Origin of the sequence: Pseudomonas sp. GD03842, from assembly GCF_029841165.1 — a bacterium.
Lineage (GTDB): Bacteria > Pseudomonadota > Gammaproteobacteria > Pseudomonadales > Pseudomonadaceae > Aquipseudomonas.
On record NZ_JAOCEA010000013.1, the window covers coordinates 67,901 to 89,968 of the forward strand.

The window sequence follows — 22,068 nt, forward strand, 5'->3', positions numbered from 1 at the left end:
ATCCCTGTGTCGTCGTAGGGTGTACTGCGGTGCTTATACTGGTCTGCGGAGAGATAGCCGGGAATCAGCCATGTCAGTTTGGGGCGTAAGAACCGGCGAGGGCATTAGTGTGAGAAGGAGGATGTGCCAAGAAGGGAATGGCACATCGCAAGCTGGGAAACAGCGGCAGCTTCAGGCTGCCGCGGGCAAAAGGATCAAGGGATCGCGACTTCGATGACACCGTCCGCGGTGACGCTGACCTGGCTTGTGCCGGCCTCGACATCAGGGGTGGGCGCGGCATCGGCGCGTGCCGCTTTCATCATCATCACCGGCGCTCGCAGGTAAGGCTGAGGATAGCCGGAGGTGTTCAGGTTGAGGTTGACCAGCTTGTAGCCGCTGCCACCCAGGGCCTCGGTGACCAATTGCGCACGGGCCTTGAAGGCCGTGACGGCACTTTTCAGGAGAGTGTCTTCACTGGCTTTGCGAGCGGGGTCAGAAATGGAGAAGTCCATGCCGCCCATCTTCATATCGCTGCCCAACAACTCGCCGGTCAGTTTGGACAAGGCGGCAAAGTTCGGACTTTCCAAGCGCAGCTCGGCGCGCTCGCGCCAGCCGGTGATTTTCTGGCCTTTATCGTCATAGATCGGGTAGCTGTTGCGGCTGCCTTGGCGAATGGTCACATCCTTGACCTGGCGTGCTTCGCCCAGTGCCTTATTGAGGGATTCGGTGATGCCGGCGGCCAGTTTCGCCGGGTCGGTGTCCTGCGATTCGGTGTACAGAGTGACGTTCATCAGGTCGCGCTGGACGTCCTGATTGACCTCGGCGCGAACGGATACCTGATTGTAATGAACGTCTTCAGCCAGCGCGGAGACGCTGGTCAGCGCTGTGGCACCGAGGGCGAGGAGAGAAACGGTGGAGCGAAGGCTGAGCATGTGAAACTCCTTGTTTGGCGAGCCGCCCGGTATGCAGTGATGCGCGTTGTCGGACGGATGCCCATCAGACTGTGATCCCGGGATCTTGTTCCTGATGCCGCATGCGCGTCTGTAGGGCATCCGGACGTCCCCATACACATTCTGCTGTGGCGGTTTGACGCACTTTGGCGGAAAGCCGCACGCCATTGGTTATACTCGCTCGGATCCGCCTGGAGCGCTCATCAGGAGAGCTCATGCTCGCCGTACAATTGACCTCAGCCACGCGCCAGAACCTCTGGCGATTGACCTTCATCCGCATCCTGGTCCTGGGGGCCCAAGCCGGTTCCGTGGGCTTCGCGTACCTGTTCAACTTGCTGTCCCTGCCGTGGCTGCAACTGGACATCACGCTCGGTTTTTCAGCCATTGTCTGTCTATTGACGGCGATCCGCTTGCGCACTTCGTGGCCCGTCACCGAACTTGAATACGCCGTGCAACTGGCGTTCGACCTGTTTATCCACAGTGCCTTGCTGTACTTTTCCGGCGGTTCGACCAACCCATTCGTCTCCTACTATCTGGTACCGCTCACCATCGCCGCCGTGACGCTGCCCTGGCGCTATTCGCTGATTCTGTCGGGGATCGCGCTGGCGCTTTACAGCCTGATGCTCGCCAATTTTTACCCGGTCGCGACCTTCGCCATCGCCCGCGAAAAGATGCAGATTTATGGCATGTGGTTGAGCTTCGCTCTGGCGGCTGGGGTCATTACGTTCTTCGCCGCGCGCATGGCCGAAGAGCTGCGGCGTCAGGAGCAGATGCGCGCTCTGCGCCGCGAAGAGGGCGCGCGGGACAAACAATTGCTCGCCGTGGCCACTGAGGCGGCGGGGGCGGCCCACGAACTGGGTACACCTTTGGCGACCATGAGCGTGTTGCTCAAGGAGATGCAGCAGGACAACAAGGATCCCGCTTTGAAGGAAGACCTGGCCGTGCTGCAGGATCAGGTCAAGCTGTGCAAGGAAACGCTCCAGCAATTGGTACGCGCTGCAGAGGCCAATCGGCGAATGGCGGTCGAGGAACAGACGGTGAGCCGCTGGCTCGACCAGGCCTTGGACCGCTGGCACCTGATGCGCCCCGAAGCGACTTACCGTTTCCAGCGGCTGGGGCAGGGCGATGTACCGATGGTCGCGCCACCTCCCGATCTGACCCAGGCCCTGCTGAACTTGCTGAACAACGCAGCGGACGCCTGCCCGGACGGTCTGGAGGTGACGCTGGACTGGGACATCGCCGAGATCAGCATCACCATACGCGACCATGGTGCTGGGGTGCCGTTGGCCGTGGCTGAACAGATAGGCAAACCGTTTTTCACCACCAAAGGCAAAGGCTTCGGTCTGGGCCTGTTTCTGAGCAAGGCCAGCGTGACCCGCGCGGGCGGCTCGGTAAAACTCTATCCTCACGAGGAAGGCGGCACGCTCACCGAGCTGCGTCTACCCCGGAACGCAACAGGAGATGAAGCATGACTGACGAAAACCAGGTCGAAGGCGAAGAGTTGCCGCACCTGTTGCTGGTGGACGACGACGCCACCTTCACCCGCGTCATGGCCCGCGCCATGGCGCGCCGCGGCTTTCGGGTCAGCACGGCCGGCTCCGCCGAAGAGGGCCTGGCCCTGGCGCAGCAGGACATTCCCGACTACGCGACCGTCGATTTGAAGATGGAAGGCGACTCCGGACTGGTGCTGCTGCCCAAACTGCTGGAACTGGACCCGGAAATGCGAGTCCTGATACTGACCGGTTATTCGAGCATCGCCACTGCCGTCGAAGCCATCAAACGCGGGGCCTGCAACTACCTGTGCAAACCGGCTGACGCGGACGATGTGCTGGCCGCCTTGTTGTCTGAACACGCCGATCTGGACACGCTGGTGCCGGAAAACCCGATGTCTGTCGACCGCTTGCAGTGGGAGCACATCCAGCGGGTACTGACCGAGCACGAGGGCAATATTTCGGCCACGGCGCGGGCGTTGGGGATGCATCGCAGAACGCTTCAGCGCAAGTTGCAGAAGCGCCCGGTCCGCCGCTGAGCAGAGGAAGGCCAGTTAAAGATTTATTCATGGAAGACCGCGCGTGGCGTCTGGCACATTGGTGCCAACGCCCATCATTACCTGCGTCCGAGCCTATACATGAATGTCGATATCGATGAATCCAGGGTCAATGACACGGTGACCGGGAATTTTTTTTCCCGCGTCTGGAAGCTGGTGACGCCCTACTGGCGTAGCGAAGAGAAGGGCATGGCGTGGGTGCTGCTGATCGCCGTGATCGTTCTCTCTCTGTTCAGTGTCTTTATTTCCGTGCTCGTCAACAGTTGGTACCGGGATTTCTACAATGCGCTTCAGGAGAAAAACCTGGCGGCGTTCACCCACCTCATCCTCTATTTCTGTGGCATCGCTGCCATCGCGATTCTGGGGGCGGTGTACCGGCTTTACCTCACGCAAATGCTCACCATCCGCTGGCGCCGCTGGCTCACGGAGCAGCATTTCACCAAGTGGCTGTCGCACAAGAACTACTATCGGCTGGAGCAGGGCGGTTATACCGACAACCCTGACCAGCGTCTGTCCGAAGACCTCAACAACTTTACGTCCGACACGCTGAGCCTGAGTCTGGGGCTGCTGCGTACCGTCGTCAGCCTGGTTTCCTTCTCGATCATCCTGTGGGGCGTCTCAGGCAGTATCGAACTGTTTGGCGTGACGATTCCCGGCTACATGTTCTGGGCCGCGTTGCTCTACGCGGCGGTGGGCAGTTGGCTGACCCATGTGATCGGCAGGCGGTTGATCGGCCTCAGCAACCAACAACAACGCTACGAGGCGGACATGCGTTTCTCGCTGGTGAGGGTTCGTGAAAACGCTGAGAGCATTGCGCTGTCCGGCGGCGAGGCCAACGAAAACCAGCGTCTGAGTGCGCGCTTTGGCATGGTCTGGTCCAACTTCTGGACCATTATGAAGGTGCAGAAACGCCTGACGTTTTTCACCGCTGGCTATTCTCAGATCGCCATCGTCTTCGCCTTCGTCGTTGCCGCGCCACGCTATTTCGCGGGCAAGATCGAGTTGGGCGAACTGATGCAGATCAACTCGGCGTTCGGCAACGTGCAGGAAAACTTCAGTTGGTTCATCGACGCTTATACCCAGTTGGCGTCTTGGCGCGCCACCTGCGATCGCCTGCTCAGCTTTCGCCAGGCCATGGACGAAAACGAGGCGCGCATTCCGTCCATCCAGATCACCCACGATAGCGATGCCCTGCATGTGCAGGACCTGGCGCTGTCGCTGGTGGGCGGGCGTCACTTGTTGGACAACGCCAACATCGACATCGCGGCCGGCGAGAAAGTCATGCTCGGTGGGCGTTCCGGCAGCGGCAAGAGTACGTTGCTGCGCGCCATGGGCGGCCTGTGGAACGAGGGCCATGGCGCGGTGAGGTTGCCTGCGCGGCGCGCTTTCTTCCTGCCACAAAAGCCCTACCTGCCGATCGGCACCTTGCGCGAAGCGTTGAGTTACCCCCAGCCCCCTGAGGTCTACCCTGCCGAACGCTTCGCTCAGGTCTTGGAAACCTGCCGGCTGAACACGCTCGTGCCGCGCCTGGATGAAAGCAATCACTGGCAACGGATGCTCTCGCCCGGCGAGCAGCAACGCGTGGCCTTTGCCCGGGCGCTGTTGTTCGCGCCGGACTGGCTTTACCTCGACGAAGCCACGTCGGCGATGGACGAAGAAGACGAGGCTGCGCTGTACCAGGCGTTGCTCGATGAGCTACCGGGTGTGACGCTGCTCAGCATTGGCCACCGCAGCAGCCTCAAGCGTTTCCATCGCCGTTACGTGCGTATTGACGCTGGCAAATTGCAGGAGCAACCCCTGGCCGAAACAGTCTCCTGAGCTGCTGTAGCGTCAACGTGCCGCAAAAACCTATGAACTCGCCGGGTTTGTTATGTGATCGTACAACTCGGTGAGCTATCATGAGCTTTTCACGGCATTTAGAGACGCATGTTGGATATGGAAAATCAGAGTGCTCCGCCCCGCGCACGTCGAAAGCACCGCAGCCTGGCGCAGGAACTGGTCACTGAACTCTCCGAGCGCATCCGCAGCGGCGAGCTCAAGCGTGGCGACAAACTGCCCACTGAGTCCGCCATCATGGAAGAGCAAGGCGTCAGTCGCACGGTAGTGCGCGAGGCCATTTCCCGGCTGCAGGCGTCAGGGCTGGTGGAGACCCGCCACGGTATCGGCACATTCGTTCTCGATGTGCCGAGCGCCAGTGGGTTCCGCATCGACCCTGCGACCATCGTCACCCTCCGCGATGTGCTGGCAATTCTCGAATTGCGCATCAGCCTCGAAGTGGAGTCCGCCGGTCTTGCCGCACAACGTCGTTCTGCCGAGCAATTGGCCGATATGCGGGCCGCCCTCGATGCCTTGAACGAAAGCGCTGCCCATGCGACCGATGCCGTCGGTGCCGATTTCCAATTCCACATGGCGATTGCGTTATCCACCGGCAACCGCTACTTCACTGACATCATGAATCACCTGGGCACCAGCATCATCCCGCGGACCCGCTTGAACTCAGCGCGCCTGGCCCACGACGATCAACAGCACTACATGAGTCGTCTGAGCCGTGAGCACGAAGAAATCTACGATGCCATCGCCCGCCAGGACGCCGACGCCGCGCGTGCTGCCATGCGCCTGCACCTGACCAACAGCCGCGAGCGCTTGCGCCATGCTCATGAAGAGGCAGAATCGCAGCGGGCTTGAGGCCTGGCCTATGCAGTAAAGGGCCCTACGAAACAGACAGTGCCCTAAGGCTCAGCAGAGGGAACAGGGCTAGCTTTTCGCCGCAGGTATCGGGTCAGTAACACGCAGATCCACACTGCCAGCGACGGCGTCATGCTGAGCCAGATGAGTGTAAAAGTCCCCAGTACATTCGCGAGATCCTGACTTCCCATGGCCCTCAGGAACCATCTATAGGTGTTCGAGCCCCATTCACTGCGAAAAAAGCCGCGTACGGGTTCCAGATGCACGACGCAATAGCCAAGCACAGCGCTGAGCACCAGGGTGAACGCAATTTGCGCGAACGTGAGCAGCACTTGCCGCAGAAAAGTCTTGGCGAGCATTTTCATTTGCCTCGAACGATGACGCGCTTCAAATAGCGAGAGAGTGATAAGCAGATCCAGATAGAGGGGGGCAGCATTGAAAAGATCGCCAGGGTGATGAGGGCGTCCTCAGAACTTTCGCAGCCGTACCAGCTTATCGAATCGAGAAGCCAATCATGTGCATCGGCACCTGTCTTGGTTGCGAGAACCCAGTCGACCGGGCCGCCTCTCATCAAGCAGTAGGCCAGAGAGAGCGTCAGCGTGAGTGTGACGATCGTTTGTACGATGCCAATCAGAAGTTTGGTTAAAAGTTTGCCCATGATTCTAAGTATTTCTCTCTTAGTTCAATTGTTCAAATCTCGCAGATTGAGCGCTACGCTCACTCATTTTGACAGAGCAGGCATTGAGATTTTTGGAAGTGTGAACGTTAAATTCGAGCCCTGAGGCGAATCCTTACTCCTTGCCGCGAGTTTCTTTTTTCATAAGGCCTGCGCGGTGATTTCTTCAGCCACTCTTGGTATTGGTATGCGACGAACCTCTTTGGATGATGTTAATGACAGTTTGGGTACCTATTAACTCTTCGTTTTTTGCCGCAGGTATCGTGTCAGCAATACGCAGATCCATACGGCCAGCGACGGCGTCATGCTTAACCATATGAGTGTGAAGACATCCAGCATGTCGCGTAGATCCTTACTGCCCATCGCGTCCAGAAACCAGTTGTGGACTCCTGCGCCAATCCAGCTATCAAATGCCCATTGCGCAGGTTTCAAATACAGGACGCAATAGCCGAGCACCCCGGTCAGCGCCAGTGTGACTGCAACTTGCGCGAGCTTTACCAATAGTGTGCTGATAACATTATGGGCGAGCATGTTCATTTGCCTTGAGTGAGCGTTTTTTTAAATATCGAGAAATTGATAAACAAAGCCAGATGGACAGAGGCAGCACGGAGCCATACGACATGAAGATCAGGGCGTCCAATTTGTCTTCGATTCCTTCCCAACCCATAAAGTCGAGCAGCCATCGAAGGCCATATGCACCAAATCGGGTTTGATACAGCCAGCCTACAGGGCCAAAGTTGAGCAACGCATAGGCCAATGATTTGACAAGTGTGAGCGTAAATTACGGTGTGCAACACGAGTATTAGATGTCCCTGCTTTAGTGATCCATGGGTGAAGTGAGAAAACTGTAATGATTTGCGGCAAGGCGGCAAATAGGGAGAAGCGGAGCGATGGATCAATTTCAGAAATGGATTACACGCGGATCTTGAGCAGGATTACAGAAGGATCCTACTCCGCAGCGAATCGTTGCGAATCTGAGATCGTATGACCTGACTACTAAAGCCCTGGACAGCATCGGCAGGCGCGTGGCGTTGCGATCGCGGCAACGTAGACACGATGACGTAAGCAAGCTGGAGGGCGCGCCGAGGACGCCGCTCATCCCCTCTATCCCTAAATAATTTGGCACGGCTATTGAGGGACGGCGTTCCTAGTTGTACGATGACTTACGACATCGGCCAAGGGCTGGTGCGCTTTTCACACAATTGGCTCCCCAGGGTGTTCGAATAATGAATCCACAAGAACTGAAGTCCATCCTCTCCCACGGTCTGCTGTCCTTCCCTGTCACCGATTTCAATGCGCAGGGCGATTTCCATCGTGCCGGGTACATCAAGCGCCTGGAGTGGCTGGCCCCCTATGGCGCCTCGGCGCTGTTCGCTGCGGGCGGCACGGGTGAGTATTTTTCCCTGTCTGGCAGCGAATACTCCGAAATCATCAAGACGGCCGTCGACACCTGTGAGAAGAGTGTGCCAATCCTGGCTGGCGTGGGCGGGCCTACCCGCCAGGCCATTCAACAAGCTCAGGAAGCTGAAAGACTGGGCGCCAAAGGCCTGTTGTTGTTGCCTCACTACCTGACTGAAGCGAGCCAGGACGGCGTGGCGGCGCATGTGGAGGCGGTTTGCAAATCGGTCAGGATCGGCGTGGTGGTCTACAACCGCAACGTCTGCCGTCTGACCCCGGTTCTGCTCGAGCAACTGGCTGAGCGCTGCCCGAACCTGATCGGCTACAAGGACGGCCTGGGCGATATTGAGCTGATGGTTTCGATCCGCCGCCGCCTGGGTGACCGTTTCTCCTACCTGGGTGGGCTGCCGACTGCGGAAGTCTACGCTGCCGCCTACAAGGCACTGGGCGTGCCTGTCTATTCTTCGGCGGTGTTCAACTTCGTGCCGAAGCTGGCCATGGATTTCTACCACGCGATTGCCAAAGACGATCACGCCACCGTAGGCAAGCTGATCGACGATTTCTTCCTGCCTTACCTCGACATCCGCAATCGCAAAGCCGGGTACGCCGTGAGTATCGTCAAAGCCGGAGCGAAAATTGCCGGTTACGACGCCGGTCCGGTCCGCGCGCCGCTCACTGATCTCACGTCCGAAGAGTTCGAAATGCTCGCTGCGCTTATGGACAAACAAGGCCGGCAATGACCGTGACGTCCCGCAAACCGCTGAGTGATCAGCGGTTTTTTGCCATCGGGGCTTTCTTTCAACATCCGGACGGCGCCGTCCCAGGCTTCCTTGTGCTGACACGCCGTGCCCTCGCTTTACGGATTTCCAACGCGTCTGAGTGAAGGCAGAGGCGAGCAGCATACACACCTGAAAATCGTTTAACCCGCGTAAAAAAATAATGAGTGGGAGTTCGAACATGCAAAAAACCAGGCCGACGCACGTCCGCTATTTGATTTTGCTCATGCTGTTTCTCGTGACCACAATCAACTACGCCGACCGTGCCACCATCGCCATCGCCGGTTCCAGTCTGCAAAAAAGCCTCGGCATCGATGCCGTTACCCTCGGATATATCTTCTCCGCCTTTGGTTGGGCGTATGTCGCCGGCCAGATTCCCGGCGGCTGGTTGCTGGACCGCTTCGGTTCGAAGAAAGTCTACGCACTGAGCATTTTCACCTGGTCGCTGTTCACCGTGCTGCAAGGCTATGTCGGTGAATTCGGCCTTTCCACGGCCATCGTGGCGCTGTTCATGTTGCGGTTTCTCGTCGGGCTGGCCGAAGCGCCGTCGTTCCCCGGAAACGCGCGCATCGTGGCGGCCTGGTTCCCCACGTCGGAACGCGGCACGGCGTCGGCGATCTTCAATTCGGCGCAATATTTCGCGACGGTTCTGTTTGCTCCGATCATGGGCTGGATCGTTTTCACCTTCGGCTGGCAGCATGTGTTCATCGTGATGGGCGGCGTCGGCATCGTGTTCTCGCTGATCTGGCTGAAGATCATCCACAGCCCGCGCAATCACCCAATGATCAACCGGGCCGAACTCGACCACATCGCTCAAAACGGCGGCATGGTCGACATGGACAACGAAAAGAGCAAAGGCAGCGGCGGCCCGAAATGGGATTACGTGCGCCAACTGCTGACCAACCGCATGATGCTGGGCATTTACCTGGCGCAATACTGCATCAACGGGATCACGTACTTCTTTTTGACCTGGTTCCCGGTGTATCTGGTGCAAGAACGGGGGATGACCATCCTCAAAGCCGGTTTCATCGCCTCGCTGCCTGCCATCTGCGGCTTCGTCGGCGGCGTGCTGGGCGGGATCATCTCCGACTGGCTGTTGCGCCGCGGCAACTCGCTGACCTTCTCCCGCAAAGCGCCAATCATTGGTGGCCTGCTGCTCTCGACGTCCATCGTGACCTGCAACTACGTGGACATCGAATGGGTGGTCGTGGGCTTCATGGCCTTGGCGTTCTTCGGCAAGGGCGTAGGGGCGCTGGGCTGGGCTGTCATGTCTGACGCGTCGCCCAAGCAAATCGCCGGGCTGAGCGGCGGTTTGTTCAACATGTTCGGGAATATCGCTTCGATCACCACGCCGATTGTCATTGGCTACATCATCAGTTCGACCGGTTCGTTCAAGTGGGCGCTGGTGTTCGTCGGCGCCAACGCGCTGGTCGCGGTGATCAGCTACATCTTCATCGTCGGTGAAATCAAACGTGTGGAATTGAAAGATACCCCGGCACCCGGGGGCTCACGGGCCAGCGAAGCCCATGAACTCTCTCAAGCGAACTCCTGAGGAAACGCTGTGATGAACCTGATTCAACATGCCGATTCGCCGCGTTACATTCGCCTGCATGAACGCGACAACGTGGTCGTCGTGGTCAACGACCAAGGTGTACCGGCGGGGACGTCTTTCGATAATGGCCTCGTGACCCGGGACAATGTGCCCCAGAGCCACAAGGTCAATACCGTGGACATTCCCGAGGGTGGCGCGGTGATCCGTTATGGACAAACCATCGGCTACGCCTTGCAGCCGATTCCGCAGGGCAGTTGGGTCAAGGAAGACCAACTGCGCATGCCCAGCGCGCCACCGTTGGACAGCTTGCCGCTGTCCACCGACGTACCGGGCCCGGGGGAGCCATTGGAGGGCTACACCTTCGAGGGGTACCGCAATGCCGACGGTACGGTGGGCACGCGCAACATCCTGGGCATCACCACGACGGTGCAGTGCGTGACCGGTGTTCTGGATTTTGCCGTCAAGCGCATTCGCGAAGAATTGCTGCCCAACTACCCGAACGTCGATGATGTGGTGGCCATCACTCACACGTACGGCTGCGGCGTGGCCATCACCGCCAAAGATGCCTATATCCCCATCCGTACGGTGCGCAATCTGGCACGCAACCCGAATTTGGGCGGCGAAGCCCTGGTGATCGGTTTGGGGTGCGAGAAGTTGCAGGCCGAGCAGGTGATGCACGCGAACGACCCATCGGTCGACCTCAGCGAACAATGGATGTATCGCCTGCAGGATTCGAAACACGGCTTCAACGAAATGATCGAGCAGATCATGGAGCTGGCCGAAGTGCGCCTGCGCAAACTCGATCAACGCCGCCGGGAAACGGTACCGGCTTCCGAGTTGATTCTGGGCATGCAGTGCGGAGGCAGCGATGCCTTCTCCGGCATTACTGCCAACCCGGCGCTGGGCTACGCCTCTGACTTGCTGTTGCGCGCGGGCGCCACGGTGATGTTCTCCGAAGTGACCGAAGTGCGCGACGCGATTTACCTGCTGACTTCCCGTGCCGAAACCCCTCAGGTGGCCGAGGAACTGGTGCGCGAGATGGATTGGTACGACCGCTATCTGGCCAGAGGGGAGGCGGATCGCAGCGCCAATACCACGCCGGGTAACAAGAAGGGTGGCTTGTCGAACATCGTCGAAAAGTCGCTCGGTTCGATCGTCAAGTCCGGCAACAGCGCAATCAATGGCGTGCTCGGCCCCGGCGAGCGGGTGAGCCGCAAGGGCCTTATCTTCTGCGCGACCCCAGCCAGTGACTTCGTTTGTGGCACCTTGCAATTGGCGGCAGGGATGAACCTGCATGTGTTCACGACAGGCCGCGGTACGCCGTACGGCCTGGCCATGTCACCGGTGGTCAAGGTCTCCACGCGGACCGAGCTGGCGCATCGCTGGCCGGACCTGATCGACATCGATGCCGGGCGTATTGCGACAGGGCGTGCGAGCATCGAGGACCTGGGCTGGGAGCTGTTTCATTTCTACCTCGATGTCGCCAGCGGCAGAAAGAAGACTTGGACCGAACACTACCGTCTGCACAACGACATTACCCTGTTCAACCCTGCGCCAATTACCTGAATCCGACCCCGGTGACCGCGGTTCCGCAGGCTCAGGGATGATCGCTCACGGGCACGGCTTGACGCAGAGCGAGTCCTGCGGTAGCCCGTTGGTCACCTGCGGTTTGGTGGTCTGAACTTCGCTCTGCGCACGCCTATCCTTATTGCATGCCTTCAGAAGTGCTCTGGTCCGCAGGCCAAGGAGAAGATCATGCGTGCATTGACGTACCACGGCGCTCACGATGTGCGGGTGGAAACGGTCCCGGATCCGATCATCCAAGCCCCTGATGATGTTCTTCTGAGGGTGACGGCGACGGCAATCTGCGGATCCGACCTGCACCTGTACCGCGGCAAGATCCCTGCGACCGAGCACGGGGACATCTTTGGCCACGAGTTCATGGGCATCGTCGAAGAGGTCGGGCCGCAAGTGACGGCCGTCAAGCCGGGGGATCGGGTCGTCATTCCCTTCGTGATTGCTTGCGGCAGTTGTTTCTTCTGCGAGATGCAGGCGTACGCCGCGTGCGAGACCACCAACACCGGGCGCGGAGCGATTCTGAACAAGAAATCCATTCCGCCGGGTGCCGCACTGTTTGGTTACAGCCACCTTTACGGGGGCGTTCCGGGCGGTCAGGCGGAGTACGTGCGAGTGCCCAAAGGCAATGTCGGCCCGTTCAAAGTCCCGGGCACGTTGGTCGACGAGAAGGTCCTGTTTCTATCGGACATCCTGCCCACTGCCTGGCAGGCGGTACTGAACGCGGGGGTGACCAAGGGATCGAGTGTCGCGATCTACGGCGCTGGGCCTGTGGGTTTGCTCAGTGCGGCATGCGCGAAAATGCTCGGCGCAGAAACCCTCTTCATGGTCGATCACCATGCCTACAGGCTCGCCTACGCGCAGTTCACCTACGGTGCGATCCCTATCAACTTCGATCAGGATGATGACCCCGCCGACACGATTGTGCGCCAGACGCCAGGCATGCGCGGAGTCGATGCGGTGATCGACGCGGTGGGCTTCGAAGCCAAGGGCAGCACCACTGAAACCATTCTCGCCACGTTGAAGCTGGAAGGCAGCAGCGGCAAGGCGCTGCGTCAGTGCATCGCAGCGGTTCGGCGGGGCGGGACCGTCAGCGTGCCGGGCGTCTATTCGGGGTTCATCCACGGGTTCCTTTTCGGAGACGCGTTCGACAAGGGCCTGACGTTCAAAATGGGCCAGACCCACGTGCATCAGTATCTGCCTCAACTGCTGACGCTCATCGAAGAGGGCGCTCTGGCGCCTGAGGCGATCATCACCCATCGCCTGTCATTGGAGGAGGCGGCGGAGGGCTACGCAATCTTCGACAGAAAAGAGGAAGACTGCCGCAAGATCATCCTCACACCTGGCTTCGACAGTCGAGTGGATGCATCGGCCAATGATGGAGACTTGTTCCGTCAACCCTGACCGCCTTCCATTCGACCGGCCGCCGGGGCGCTACGAGTACGACGTCGCGTGATGTGGATAATCGACCAGGCGAGAACCGATCACCATTTCGCTGATCCAGTCCGTGAGCAGGGTGGTGTAGGCGAGTTGGCTGGTGTCGCTGCTCAGTCCGTGGTCGGCACCGTCCAGCAGCCGATACGTCAGGGAATGGGCCAAGTCGAACGCCGTGCGGTAACTCATGAGCGTGGCATGGGGTACGTAATCGTCCTGTTCGGATTCGACCAACAGCACATCGCCTTTGAAATCTTTGCATGCCGCCAGCGCGCGGTTGTCTGCGGCCGTGACCGCCGAGCGCCGATAGTGGGCGAGTTTGTCGCGGTCCAGCGCTTGCTTGGGCATGTCCCAGTCAGCGTCCCAGTACAGCGCCGGCACGCGCAGGGCCAGCCAGCGAACCGGGCGCATGGCGCTCAGGATGGTTGCCAGATAGCCGCCATAACTGCTGCCAATCACGGCGATGGCGCTGGTGTCCACCGCCGGATGGCTGGCAAGCCGGTCATACGCGGCCAGCAGATCCTCCATGCTGTGCTCCCTCGACACCACCGAGCGCATTTCATGCGTGCGTTCATGCCCTCGCAGGTCGAACGTCAAGCACACGCACCCCAGCCCCGTGATGTTCTTGGCCCGAGCCAAGTCGCGCTTCTGGCTGCCGCCCCAGCCATGGACGAAGAGGATGCCCGGCATTTTGGCGCCTGGGGTGAGGATAGTGCCGGAAATGCTATTTTCGCTGACATGAATATCGATGCTTTCACTGCGTACGGTCATAGGGCTGGACCTGTGTGAATTTACTGATGAGGCCGACATCGGGATCGTCGCCCTCGTAAAGGAGATGGGCCTGGGCGGGCAGCGTGGTGGGGCCGTAGACTTCGTGGCTCGAAGCTCCCATGCGTTGAAGTGACGGATCGGCTGCGAATGCCAGCAGCGCTTCGACCTCGGCCGGGCTGGCCCCGCCGATCCGCCAGGACTGCTCCAACACGCCGGAACACACCTGTCCGCGCGCATTGACCCCGTGGGCGATGTCGTAGTTGCGCCGCGAGGCCAGCAGAGTGGGGAAGCATTTCAGCGCGGCTCGTTCATAGCACATGGCCTGAGTCACCGAGCGGCGCACGGGGGCATCCAGGTCCATTGCCAGCAGCGCGTCGTAATCGCCCCGCACCAACCACAATTGCGAACCGCCATACACGCACTCGCCCTGGTTGTCCCTGGTCAGGCATTGGGTGCCGTGATAGCTGAGGGTCATCCCCGCAACCTGAACCTGCCCCACGCTGTAGGTGATGACATCGCTCAGGTCCTCTTCCAGTACCAGGCCCCACTCCTGGACTTCGTCCATGTCTTGTTGCGCGATCACTTGATCGAGCTCCGCTTCGCACGTCACCACCTTCTGGCCGCGTCCGGCGGTGGCCAATACCGGCTTGACCCGCACTGGCCCGTCCTCGAGCAACAAGCGTCCAGCGCGCCGAGCATCCTCTTGGTTGAACACGCTGAATCCCTTGAGCACCGAATCCCCCGCGTCTTCAGAAAATGCTGTCGACCAGCCGATAGGCAGGGCGGTGGCTTCTTTCAAAAGCGGATGGGAAATGGCCTTGGTCGCCATGAACGGGAAGTCGATGAGCCCGCCGAAGAAGTCATTCACGGTACGGATGTTCAACGCGTCGGCCACGTCCTGGCCGACCAATGTGTCGGAGGGAATGAAATACAGACGATGGCCGCGATGCAAGGCAGGGTCATACGTGCCGACGAATTGGGCACCCAGCAGACCTGCGATGCGCTCGGCCAATGCGTGTTGCACCACCACCTCGTGAGTGGCGAGCCTTTTGTGTGTCGCCAGCAGCACCACTTCAGATGCGGCGGTGCCAAGTGATTTGCTCATGGGGCAACTCCCTTCGCAAACGGGCGGTGATGCTGCATGTGATTCGAAGAGCGCGCAGCGCTTCGTTGAATGTCCTGGCGATGGCATCCTCGCCGATGGCGGTTCGGCTGACGCGCAGTTCGGTCACCCACTCTGCAGGCGGCGCCGCAACCTTCAGCGTCACGCCGACTTGCGTATCGCAGTGATCAGCTCTTCCTTGGTCATGGTCGAGCGGCCTTTGATATTCAATCCTCGCGCCCGCTGCATCAGGTCAACCTTGGTTTGGGAGTCCAGTGGCTGGCCTCTGCTCCGTGGAGCACCGTGTCGGGTGGCCGCTGCGCGCTTGGCGGAGTCTTTCCGGTCATGGGCCTTGGCACTTGGCGCTTTTCGGGTCCCCGAGCCGCCTTTTTTCTCCCCGCCGCCAGACTGTTTGTTCACCGTGGCCCAGGCACGGGCCTCGGCTTCTCCCTTCGATAGGCCTTTGGATTCATAGCTGTCCTCGATGTGAGCAGCTTTGCGCTTTTGCTCTGCGGTGTAGGTGTCCTTATTTCGAGTCGGCATTGTTTTTCTCCCGGATCGTCATTCGGCACCCGGCTTTTCGTCGGGTCTAACCGTTAGGAAGAACGACAGCCTGATGAGTTCCCCTGTTAATGATCAGTGGTTCAGTCGGGCTTATCTGCTTTTGCGTGGCTGTCGGCCTCGCATTCGGGGAAGGGGGCAGAGTGGTCGGCTTCTTCTTGATCGCCCATGGCCTTATATTTTTTGCGCAGCGCCCTGAGCTCCTTTTGGTCGAGGTTGTCCAGGCTCAACACGGCGTTTTGCGCGTCCTTGGTCACGCGCAATAATTCATCGATCTTGATATGCAACTGATCGGTATCGCGGTTCTGCGTGTTCTGGATCAGGAACACCATCAAAAAGGTAATGATCGTGGTCGACGTATTGATGATCAGCTGCCAGGTATCGTTGTAGTGGAACAGCGGCCCGGTCGCTGCCCAGACACAGATCAGCAACACTGCGAGCAAAAACGTCCGAGGGCTGCCCGTCCATTTCGACAGTGCCTGCGCGAACTTGGAAAATCTCATCACAAAATCCTTGAAAATCAACGGGCGACAAAACAGTGACCGTCCTCCGGTCCTGAAATTTCTTTTTACAAAATGAAATCGGTTGGGCGGCGCGTTTTTGAGTCCGGGAGGGGGCGCTGTTGCCCGCTTGCAACGATGCTGAAGGGGAGTTGCAGGCCATTCAAGCAAATGGGCAGTCGCGCAGTGCAGCGGTCAACCCCAGCCAAATACCGCCATGGCATTGAGGGTGCTGACTTCAGCGAGACGCTCGGCTGGCACGCTCATCCAGTCTGCCAAGGCGTTGCAAATATCCGGCAGGTGTTCAGGGCTGTTGCGCAGGCCGGGATACATCGAAGGCGCCATGTCGGGCGCGTCGGTTTCCAGCACCACGCTGTCGAGGGGCAGTTCGACGATGACGCGGTGCATGCGCAGGGCTTGGGGCCATGTGGCCGCGCCGCCCAGCCCTAGCTTGAAACCCAGCTTGATGTATTCCTTCGCCTCCTCGCGGCTGCCGGCAAAGGCATGCACGATACCGGCGCGCTTGAGTTTGAAGCGCTTGAGGGCGGCAATGGTATCGGCGTGACTGCGGCGCACATGAAGCAGGGCAGGTAGGTTGAAATCGGCGGCCATCTGCAACTGGCTGTCGAAGAGTTCTTGCTGTCGGGCCCGGTCCAGCGATGGAACGTAGTAATCCAGACCGATCTCACCGACGGCGCAGAGTTTCGGGTGGCCAGCCAGGCGCGCGAGTCGGTCGCGCAGGTCTGCCAGGTGCGCGGGGCGATGCTCGTCGAGATAGATCGGATGCAGCCCCAGCGCGGCATGCACCGAAGGCACCTGCAGCGCCAGGTCCCACACCCGCTGCAGATTGCGCTGATATACCCCCAGCACCACCACGCGCTCGACACCCAGCCGTTGACAGTGCTCCAGCACCGACTGCCGGTCGCCATCGAAGTCCTCGAAATCCAGGTGAGTATGGGTGTCGATCAGCCTCACCGGTCAGGCTCCGTGAATGCGCTGCTTGAACGTCCGCACGATCGCGTGCACCCCAGGCTCGTACTGGGTCTGCTCGATGGCAGAGAGCGCCAGTGCCAAGGCCTTTTCGGCAATCAGGTGATGCTGCTGGGCCATGGCGTTGACTGGAAGCGGGAGGAAGTCCAACAACTGCGTATCACCGAATGTGCCCAGATGAAGTTGATCGGGATTCAGACGGCGCTCATGCAGCAGATCGAACACCCCTTGCAGCAGCACATACGATGTGGTGATCAGCGCATCGGGGAAATACCCCAACCGGTCGAGCATCTCGCCCGCGACGCGCAGGCCGCATGGGCGACTGAAGGCTTCGCCATGTTCGATGATGACTGCACCTTCGAACCCCTCGAGCGCGTCTTCGAACCCACCGGCGCGGGCCTTGCTGACGCTCAACTCGGGTCGCGCGCCGATCAGCGCTATGTGTTTGGGGCCGATCTCGAGGAGGCTTCGTGTCAACTGTTGGCTGGCGTCGTGGTCGTCGCTGACGACCGAACAGAAATGGGCGGGGTCCATCTCCCGGTCGATGGCGATGACCGGAATGCCGTGTTTCTGCAGATCGCGATAGCTGTCATCGCTGGGGGGCAGGCAACTGGCGACGAACAGCGCATCGCAGCGGCGGGCGCGGAATAGCTGCATCAGTTGCAACTCGCTGATGGGGTCGTCATCGGAACTGGCAATCAACAGCTGATAACCTCGGGCGCGGGCCCCTTGCTCCAACTGCTTGGCGATGCGCGCGTAACTGGGGTTTTCCAGGTCCGGCAGAATGAAGCCAAAGGTGCGGGTGTGCCGACTACGCAGACCCGCCGCCTGAGGGTTGGGCCGGAAATCGTGAGCCTCGACCACCGCCCGTACACGCTCGACCGTTGCGTTGCTGATGCGTTGCTGCTCGGCCTTGCCATTGATCACGTAACTGGCGGTGGTGACGGAAACCCCGGCCAGACGCGCAATATCGCTGAGTTTCAAACGGACCTTCCTCTTGTTCTTCGGCTCGGACGCCATCGGATTTTCCCTGATTCGTGGCCATCATTACAGCAGACCAGGGACGGGAATGGCGGCTTTAGCGTTTTTTAGCGCGTTTCATTCGACATTTGATCGGATGAACTTCAAACCACGGAGATTATCGAGTAACGTGCCCGGCGTTCTAGATGAAACGATTCAGCAAGACAATTTTTTGCGCTAAATCAGCAAAACCGTTGGTCTACAACAAGAATCTGGCGCACCGTGCGCCGCACAGGAGAAAGCGATGCTCGAGCTGACCGTTGAGCAAATTTCCATGGGCCAGTCGGCTGCGGACAAACCTGCCGCGTTGCAATTGCTCGCTGATCTGCTGGTCGCCGACGGCCTGGTGGCGCCCGGTTACCTGAATGGCCTGCAGGCACGTGAGCAGCAAGGTTCGACCTTTCTGGGGCAAGGCATCGCCATCCCCCATGGCACCCCGCAGACCCGCGATCAGGTGTTTGCCACAGGCGTGCGCTTGATGCAGTTTCCGGAGGGCGTGGATTGGGGCGAAGGGCAAATCGTGTACTTGGCCATCGGGATCGCCGCCAAATCCGATGAGCACTTGCGCCTGCTGCAGTTGCTCACGCGTGCGTTGGGTGAAACCGACCTCGGCGAGGCGCTGCGTCAGGCAAAAAATCCAGAAGCGCTGCTCAAGCTGCTGCAAGGTGCGCCGCAGGAATTGGCCTTGGACGCGCAGATGATCAGCCTCGGTGCATCGGTCGATGACTTCGAGGAACTGGTGTGGCGCGGTGCGCGCTTGCTGCGTCGTGCCGATTGCGTGAGCAATGGTTTCGCCGCCGTTCTGCAGCAGGTCGAGGCCCTGCCGCTGGGTGAAGGCCTGTGGTGGCTGCACAGTGAACAGATGGTCAACAAGCCCGGGCTGGCGTTCGTCACACCTGACAAACCGATGCGCCATCTTGGCCAGCCGCTCACCGGCCTTTTCTGTCTCGCCAGCCTGGGCGAACCTCACCAAGCTTTGCTTGAGCGCTTGTGCGCGCTGTTGATCGAGGGCCGTGGTCACGAGTTGGGCCAGGCCACCAGCAGCCGCGCGGTGCTTCAGGCATTGGGCGGTGATGTGCCCCCCGACTGGCCGAGCGAACGTATCGCGCTGGCCAATGCCCACGGCTTGCATGCACGCCCGGCGAAAATCCTTGCTCAGTTGGCCAAGGGTTTCGAAGGGGATGTGCGCGTGCGCGTTCTCGACAGCGCTGAAAATCCCGTGTCCGCCAAAAGCTTGAGCAAACTGTTGAGCCTGGGTGTTCGTCGTGGGCAAGTGCTGGAGTTCATCGCCGAACCGTCCATCGCTGCCGACGCACTGCCTGCGCTGATCGCGGCGGTGCAGGAGGGGCTGGGCGAAGCGGTCGAACCCTTGCCCGCCGAGCCTGTTTGCGCCCCCGTCGATGCAACCGTCGAGAAAGCGCCGAGTGCACCGCAGGCTGGGGCGCAGATTCAGGCCGTTCCGGCGTCGCCAGGGATCGCGACCGGTCCGGCCCATGTGCAACGCTTGCCGGTGATCGAATACCCGCTGCGCGGCGAGTCGCCCGGCACCGAACGCGAGCGCCTGCATGGCGCGCTGGTGCAAGTGCGTGAGGACATCGGTGGCCTCATCCAGCGCAGCAGCGCCAAGGCCATTCGGGAAATCTTCGTCACCCACCAGGAGATGCTCGACGACCCCGAGTTGGTACAGGAAGTCGAACAGCGGCTGCAGCAAGGAGAGAGCGCTGCGGCGGCCTGGGCGCAGGTGGTGGAAACAGCGGCAAGGCAACAAGAGCAACTCAACGATACGCTGCTCGCCGAGCGTGCCGCGGACCTGCGTGACGTCGGGCGACGTGTGTTGGCGCAGATCTGCGGTGTTGAGGACCTCGTTGAGCCGGAAGAACCCTACATTCTGGTGATGGACGAAGTCGGTCCGTCCGATGTCGCCCGACTCGATCCTGCCCGCGTGGCCGGCATTCTCACTGCCCGAGGCGGCGCCACGGCGCACAGCGCCATCGTTGCGCGGGCGCTGGGCATTCCGGCGCTGGTTGGCGCGGGGGATGCAGTACTGTCCATCCCGTCCGGCACCCTGTTGCTGATCGACGGCCAGCGTGGGCGTTTGGACGTCGCGCCTGACGACCAAACGCTGGAGCAAGCGTTGCGCGATCGCGACACCCGCGCGCTGCGCCTGAAAGCGGCCGCCGCTCTGCGCATGGAGCCCGCCCTGACCCAGGACGGGCATGGCGTCGAGGTGTTCGCCAATATCGGCGACAGCACCGGCACCCCCGCTGCCGTTGAGCAGGGGGCTGAAGGAATCGGCCTGTTGCGCACCGAGCTGTTGTTCATGGCGCACAGCGCCGCGCCGGATGAGGCCACGCAGGAAGCCGAGTACCGGCGTGTGCTGGACGACCTCGGCGGGCGCCCCCTCGTGGTGCGCACGCTCGACGTCGGCGGTGACAAGCCGTTGCCCTATTGGCCCATCGACAAGGAAGAAAACCCCTTCCTTGGTGTGCGAGGCATCCGCCTGACGCTGCAACGCCCACAGGTCATGGAAAGTCAGTTGCGTGCCTTGTTGCGGGCGGCCGACGACCGGCCGCTGCGCATCATGTTCCCCATGGTGGGCACGGTTGAAGAGTGGCGACAGGCCCGTGAAATGACCGAACGTCTGCGCCGGGAAATCCCGGTGGCGGATTTGCAGCTGGGGATCATGATCGAAGTGCCATCGGCGGCGTTGCTGGCGCCGGTATTGGCCAAAGAGGTCGATTTCTTCAGCGTCGGCACCAACGACCTGACGCAATACACCCTGGCCATCGACCGTGGTCATCCGACGTTGTCGGCCCAGGCCGATGGCCTGCACCCCGCGGTGCTGCAACTGATCGACATCACGGTGCGCGCGGCCCACGCCCATGGCAAATGGGTGGGGGTGTGCGGTGAGCTGGCGGCCGATCCGCGGGCAGTGCCCGTGCTAGTGGGGTTGGGTGTGGACGAGCTGAGTGTGGCAGCGCGCAGTGTGGGCGAGGTCAAGGCTTGCGTCCGTGAATTGAACGTGGTCGGTGCTCGACAACTGGCGCAAAGCGCGCTGGCGCTGGCGAGCGCTGCTGAGGTACGTGCCCTCGTGGAGGGGCTGTGATGGCGAAAATTCTGACATTGACCATGAACCCTGCGCTGGACCTGACCGTCCAGTTGGGGCCTTTGCAGGTCGGCCAGGTCAACCGCAGCGAGTGCATGCTCAGTCATGCCGCTGGCAAGGGCCTCAACGTCGCCCAAGTGCTGGCGGACCTGGGGCACGAGTTGACCGTGGCCGGTTTTCTGGGTGTCGATAATCAACAGCCCTTCGAAGCGCTGTTTGCCCGGCGGGGGTTTGTCGATGAGTTCGTCCGCGTGCCTGGCGAGACCCGCAGCAACATCAAACTGGCCGAACGCAGTGGCCGCATCACCGACTTGAACGGGCCAGGCCCTCAGGTCGATGTGCAGGCACAGCAGGCGCTGGCCGCGCGGGTCGAGCAGCTTGCCGGGGGCTTCGATGCGGTAGTGGTGGCGGGCAGCCTGCCTCGCGGGGTGGATCCGCAATGGCTGAAGACGCTGCTGTTGGCCCTGACCCGCAAAGGGCTGAAGGTTGCGCTGGATACCAGTGGAGCGGCCCTGCGCGCCGGGCTCGAGGCCTCGCCATGGCTGATCAAGCCCAACACCGAAGAACTGGCCGATGCGCTGGACGCACCGATCATTTCCATCGAGGCCCAGGCCGAGGTGGCGGCGGCGCTGCACCAGCGTGGTATCGAACATGTGGTCATTTCCCAAGGCTCGGAAGGTGTGCATTGGTTCAGTGCCGATGTCGCGCTGCAGGCGCTGCCGCCCAAGGTTTCCGTGGCGAGCACGGTGGGGGCGGGAGATTCACTGTTAGCGGGTATGGTGCATGGTCTGCTCAGCGGTCATGCGCCTGAGCAGGTGCTTCGCACCGCGACCGCGATCGCGGCAATGGCGGTGACCCAGATCGGGTTCGGCATCAACGATGCGACGCAACTCAAGCGGCTCCAGGCCGGCGTGGATGTCCGCGCCATGAACCGACAATAAGAGAG

General features: G+C 60.5%; 20 protein-coding genes. 10 read left to right on the forward strand and 10 right to left on the reverse strand.

The window, feature by feature from the left end; translation table 11 throughout:
* Positions 1–194 precede the first annotated feature (194 nt).
* Positions 195–911 carry an SIMPL domain-containing protein gene (locus tag N5D61_RS18675; protein ID WP_108235976.1) on the reverse strand — a complete coding sequence of 239 codons (717 nt, stop codon included), beginning with the start codon at positions 909–911 and terminating at the stop codon, positions 195–197.
* A 233-nt stretch (positions 912–1,144) separates the two neighbouring features.
* Between N5D61_RS18675 and N5D61_RS18680 the strand changes: the two genes are divergently transcribed.
* From N5D61_RS18680 to N5D61_RS18695, 4 genes are all read left to right on the forward strand, one after another.
* Positions 1,145–2,401 carry an ATP-binding protein gene (locus N5D61_RS18680; RefSeq protein WP_108235975.1) on the forward strand — a complete coding sequence of 419 codons (1,257 nt, stop codon included), beginning with the start codon at positions 1,145–1,147 and terminating at the stop codon, positions 2,399–2,401.
* Entirely contained in the window at positions 2,398–2,958 is a 561-nt protein-coding gene (locus N5D61_RS18685) for a response regulator transcription factor (RefSeq protein ID WP_108235974.1), read from the forward strand. Before N5D61_RS18680 ends, N5D61_RS18685 begins: the two co-directional genes overlap by 4 nt.
* A 99-nt stretch (positions 2,959–3,057) precedes the next feature.
* On the forward strand, positions 3,058–4,794 hold the full coding sequence (locus tag N5D61_RS18690; protein WP_279893809.1) for an ABC transporter ATP-binding protein/permease: 1,737 nt from the start codon (positions 3,058–3,060) through the stop codon (positions 4,792–4,794).
* A gap of 117 nt (positions 4,795–4,911) precedes the next feature.
* A complete protein-coding gene (locus tag N5D61_RS18695; RefSeq protein ID WP_108236043.1) occupies positions 4,912–5,661 on the forward strand; it encodes a FadR/GntR family transcriptional regulator in 750 nt (249 codons plus the stop codon).
* A 44-nt stretch (positions 5,662–5,705) separates the two neighbouring features.
* Here the strand turns inward: N5D61_RS18695 and N5D61_RS18700 are convergent, their stop codons facing one another.
* From N5D61_RS18700 to N5D61_RS18710, 3 genes are all read right to left on the reverse strand, one after another.
* Positions 5,706–6,020, reverse strand: a complete 315-nt coding sequence (locus N5D61_RS18700) for a hypothetical protein (protein ID WP_279893810.1) — start codon at positions 6,018–6,020, stop codon at positions 5,706–5,708.
* A 2-nt stretch (positions 6,021–6,022) separates the two neighbouring features.
* Complete coding sequence (locus tag N5D61_RS18705; RefSeq protein ID WP_279893811.1) at positions 6,023–6,319, reverse strand: hypothetical protein; 297 nt, start codon at positions 6,317–6,319, stop codon at positions 6,023–6,025.
* Positions 6,320–6,571: 252 nt separating this feature from the next.
* Entirely contained in the window at positions 6,572–6,868 is a 297-nt protein-coding gene (locus tag N5D61_RS18710; RefSeq protein WP_279893812.1) for a hypothetical protein, read from the reverse strand.
* Between the two features lie 695 nt (positions 6,869–7,563).
* On the opposite strand from N5D61_RS18710, the gene kdgD reads away from it, so the two are divergent.
* The 4 genes from kdgD to N5D61_RS18730 all read left to right on the forward strand — a co-directional run bounded on the left by kdgD (position 7,564) and on the right by N5D61_RS18730 (position 13,042).
* On the forward strand, positions 7,564–8,475 hold the full coding sequence (gene kdgD, locus N5D61_RS18715; protein WP_279893813.1) for a 5-dehydro-4-deoxyglucarate dehydratase: 912 nt from the start codon (positions 7,564–7,566) through the stop codon (positions 8,473–8,475).
* Between the two features lie 217 nt (positions 8,476–8,692).
* The gene (locus tag N5D61_RS18720) at positions 8,693–10,063 is read left to right on the forward strand and encodes an MFS transporter (protein ID WP_108235968.1); all 1,371 of its coding nucleotides are present in this window, start codon (positions 8,693–8,695) and stop codon (positions 10,061–10,063) included.
* Between the two features lie 12 nt (positions 10,064–10,075).
* Positions 10,076–11,629 (forward strand): galactarate dehydratase, encoded by a 1,554-nt coding sequence (garD, locus tag N5D61_RS18725; RefSeq protein WP_108235967.1) that lies wholly within the window; start codon positions 10,076–10,078, stop codon positions 11,627–11,629.
* A gap of 189 nt (positions 11,630–11,818) precedes the next feature.
* Complete coding sequence (locus tag N5D61_RS18730; RefSeq protein WP_279893814.1) at positions 11,819–13,042, forward strand: glutathione-dependent formaldehyde dehydrogenase; 1,224 nt, start codon at positions 11,819–11,821, stop codon at positions 13,040–13,042.
* Between the two features lie 30 nt (positions 13,043–13,072).
* Here N5D61_RS18730 and N5D61_RS18735 read toward each other — a convergent pair whose 3' ends face one another.
* From N5D61_RS18735 to cra, 6 genes are all read right to left on the reverse strand, one after another.
* Positions 13,073–13,843, reverse strand: coding sequence for an alpha/beta fold hydrolase (locus N5D61_RS18735; protein ID WP_108235965.1), 771 nt, complete (start codon positions 13,841–13,843; stop codon positions 13,073–13,075).
* The gene (locus N5D61_RS18740; RefSeq protein WP_279893815.1) at positions 13,827–14,948 is read right to left on the reverse strand and encodes a DUF3182 family protein; all 1,122 of its coding nucleotides are present in this window, start codon (positions 14,946–14,948) and stop codon (positions 13,827–13,829) included. Before N5D61_RS18740 ends, N5D61_RS18735 begins: the two co-directional genes overlap by 17 nt.
* 159 nt (positions 14,949–15,107) lie before the next feature.
* Positions 15,108–15,488, reverse strand: a complete 381-nt coding sequence (locus tag N5D61_RS18745) for a Rho termination factor N-terminal domain-containing protein (protein ID WP_279893816.1) — start codon at positions 15,486–15,488, stop codon at positions 15,108–15,110.
* 101 nt (positions 15,489–15,589) lie between these two features.
* Complete coding sequence (locus N5D61_RS18750) at positions 15,590–16,009, reverse strand: low affinity iron permease family protein (protein WP_279893817.1); 420 nt, start codon at positions 16,007–16,009, stop codon at positions 15,590–15,592.
* Between the two features lie 192 nt (positions 16,010–16,201).
* Positions 16,202–16,981 (reverse strand): TatD family hydrolase, encoded by a 780-nt coding sequence (locus N5D61_RS18755; protein ID WP_279893818.1) that lies wholly within the window; start codon positions 16,979–16,981, stop codon positions 16,202–16,204.
* Between the two features lie 3 nt (positions 16,982–16,984).
* Positions 16,985–17,980: a catabolite repressor/activator gene (gene cra / locus N5D61_RS18760; RefSeq protein WP_279893819.1), complete on the reverse strand. Its 996-nt coding sequence runs from the start codon at positions 17,978–17,980 to the stop codon at positions 16,985–16,987.
* A gap of 280 nt (positions 17,981–18,260) precedes the next feature.
* Here cra and ptsP point away from each other — a divergent pair, with 280 nt between their 5' ends.
* Both ptsP and pfkB read left to right on the forward strand, forming a co-directional pair.
* Positions 18,261–21,122, forward strand: coding sequence for a phosphoenolpyruvate--protein phosphotransferase (gene ptsP / locus N5D61_RS18765; protein ID WP_279893820.1), 2,862 nt, complete (start codon positions 18,261–18,263; stop codon positions 21,120–21,122).
* Positions 21,122–22,063, forward strand: coding sequence for a 1-phosphofructokinase (gene pfkB / locus N5D61_RS18770; protein WP_108235959.1), 942 nt, complete (start codon positions 21,122–21,124; stop codon positions 22,061–22,063). The genes ptsP and pfkB overlap by 1 nt, the downstream gene beginning before the upstream one ends.
* Positions 22,064–22,068: the final 5 nt, after the last annotated feature.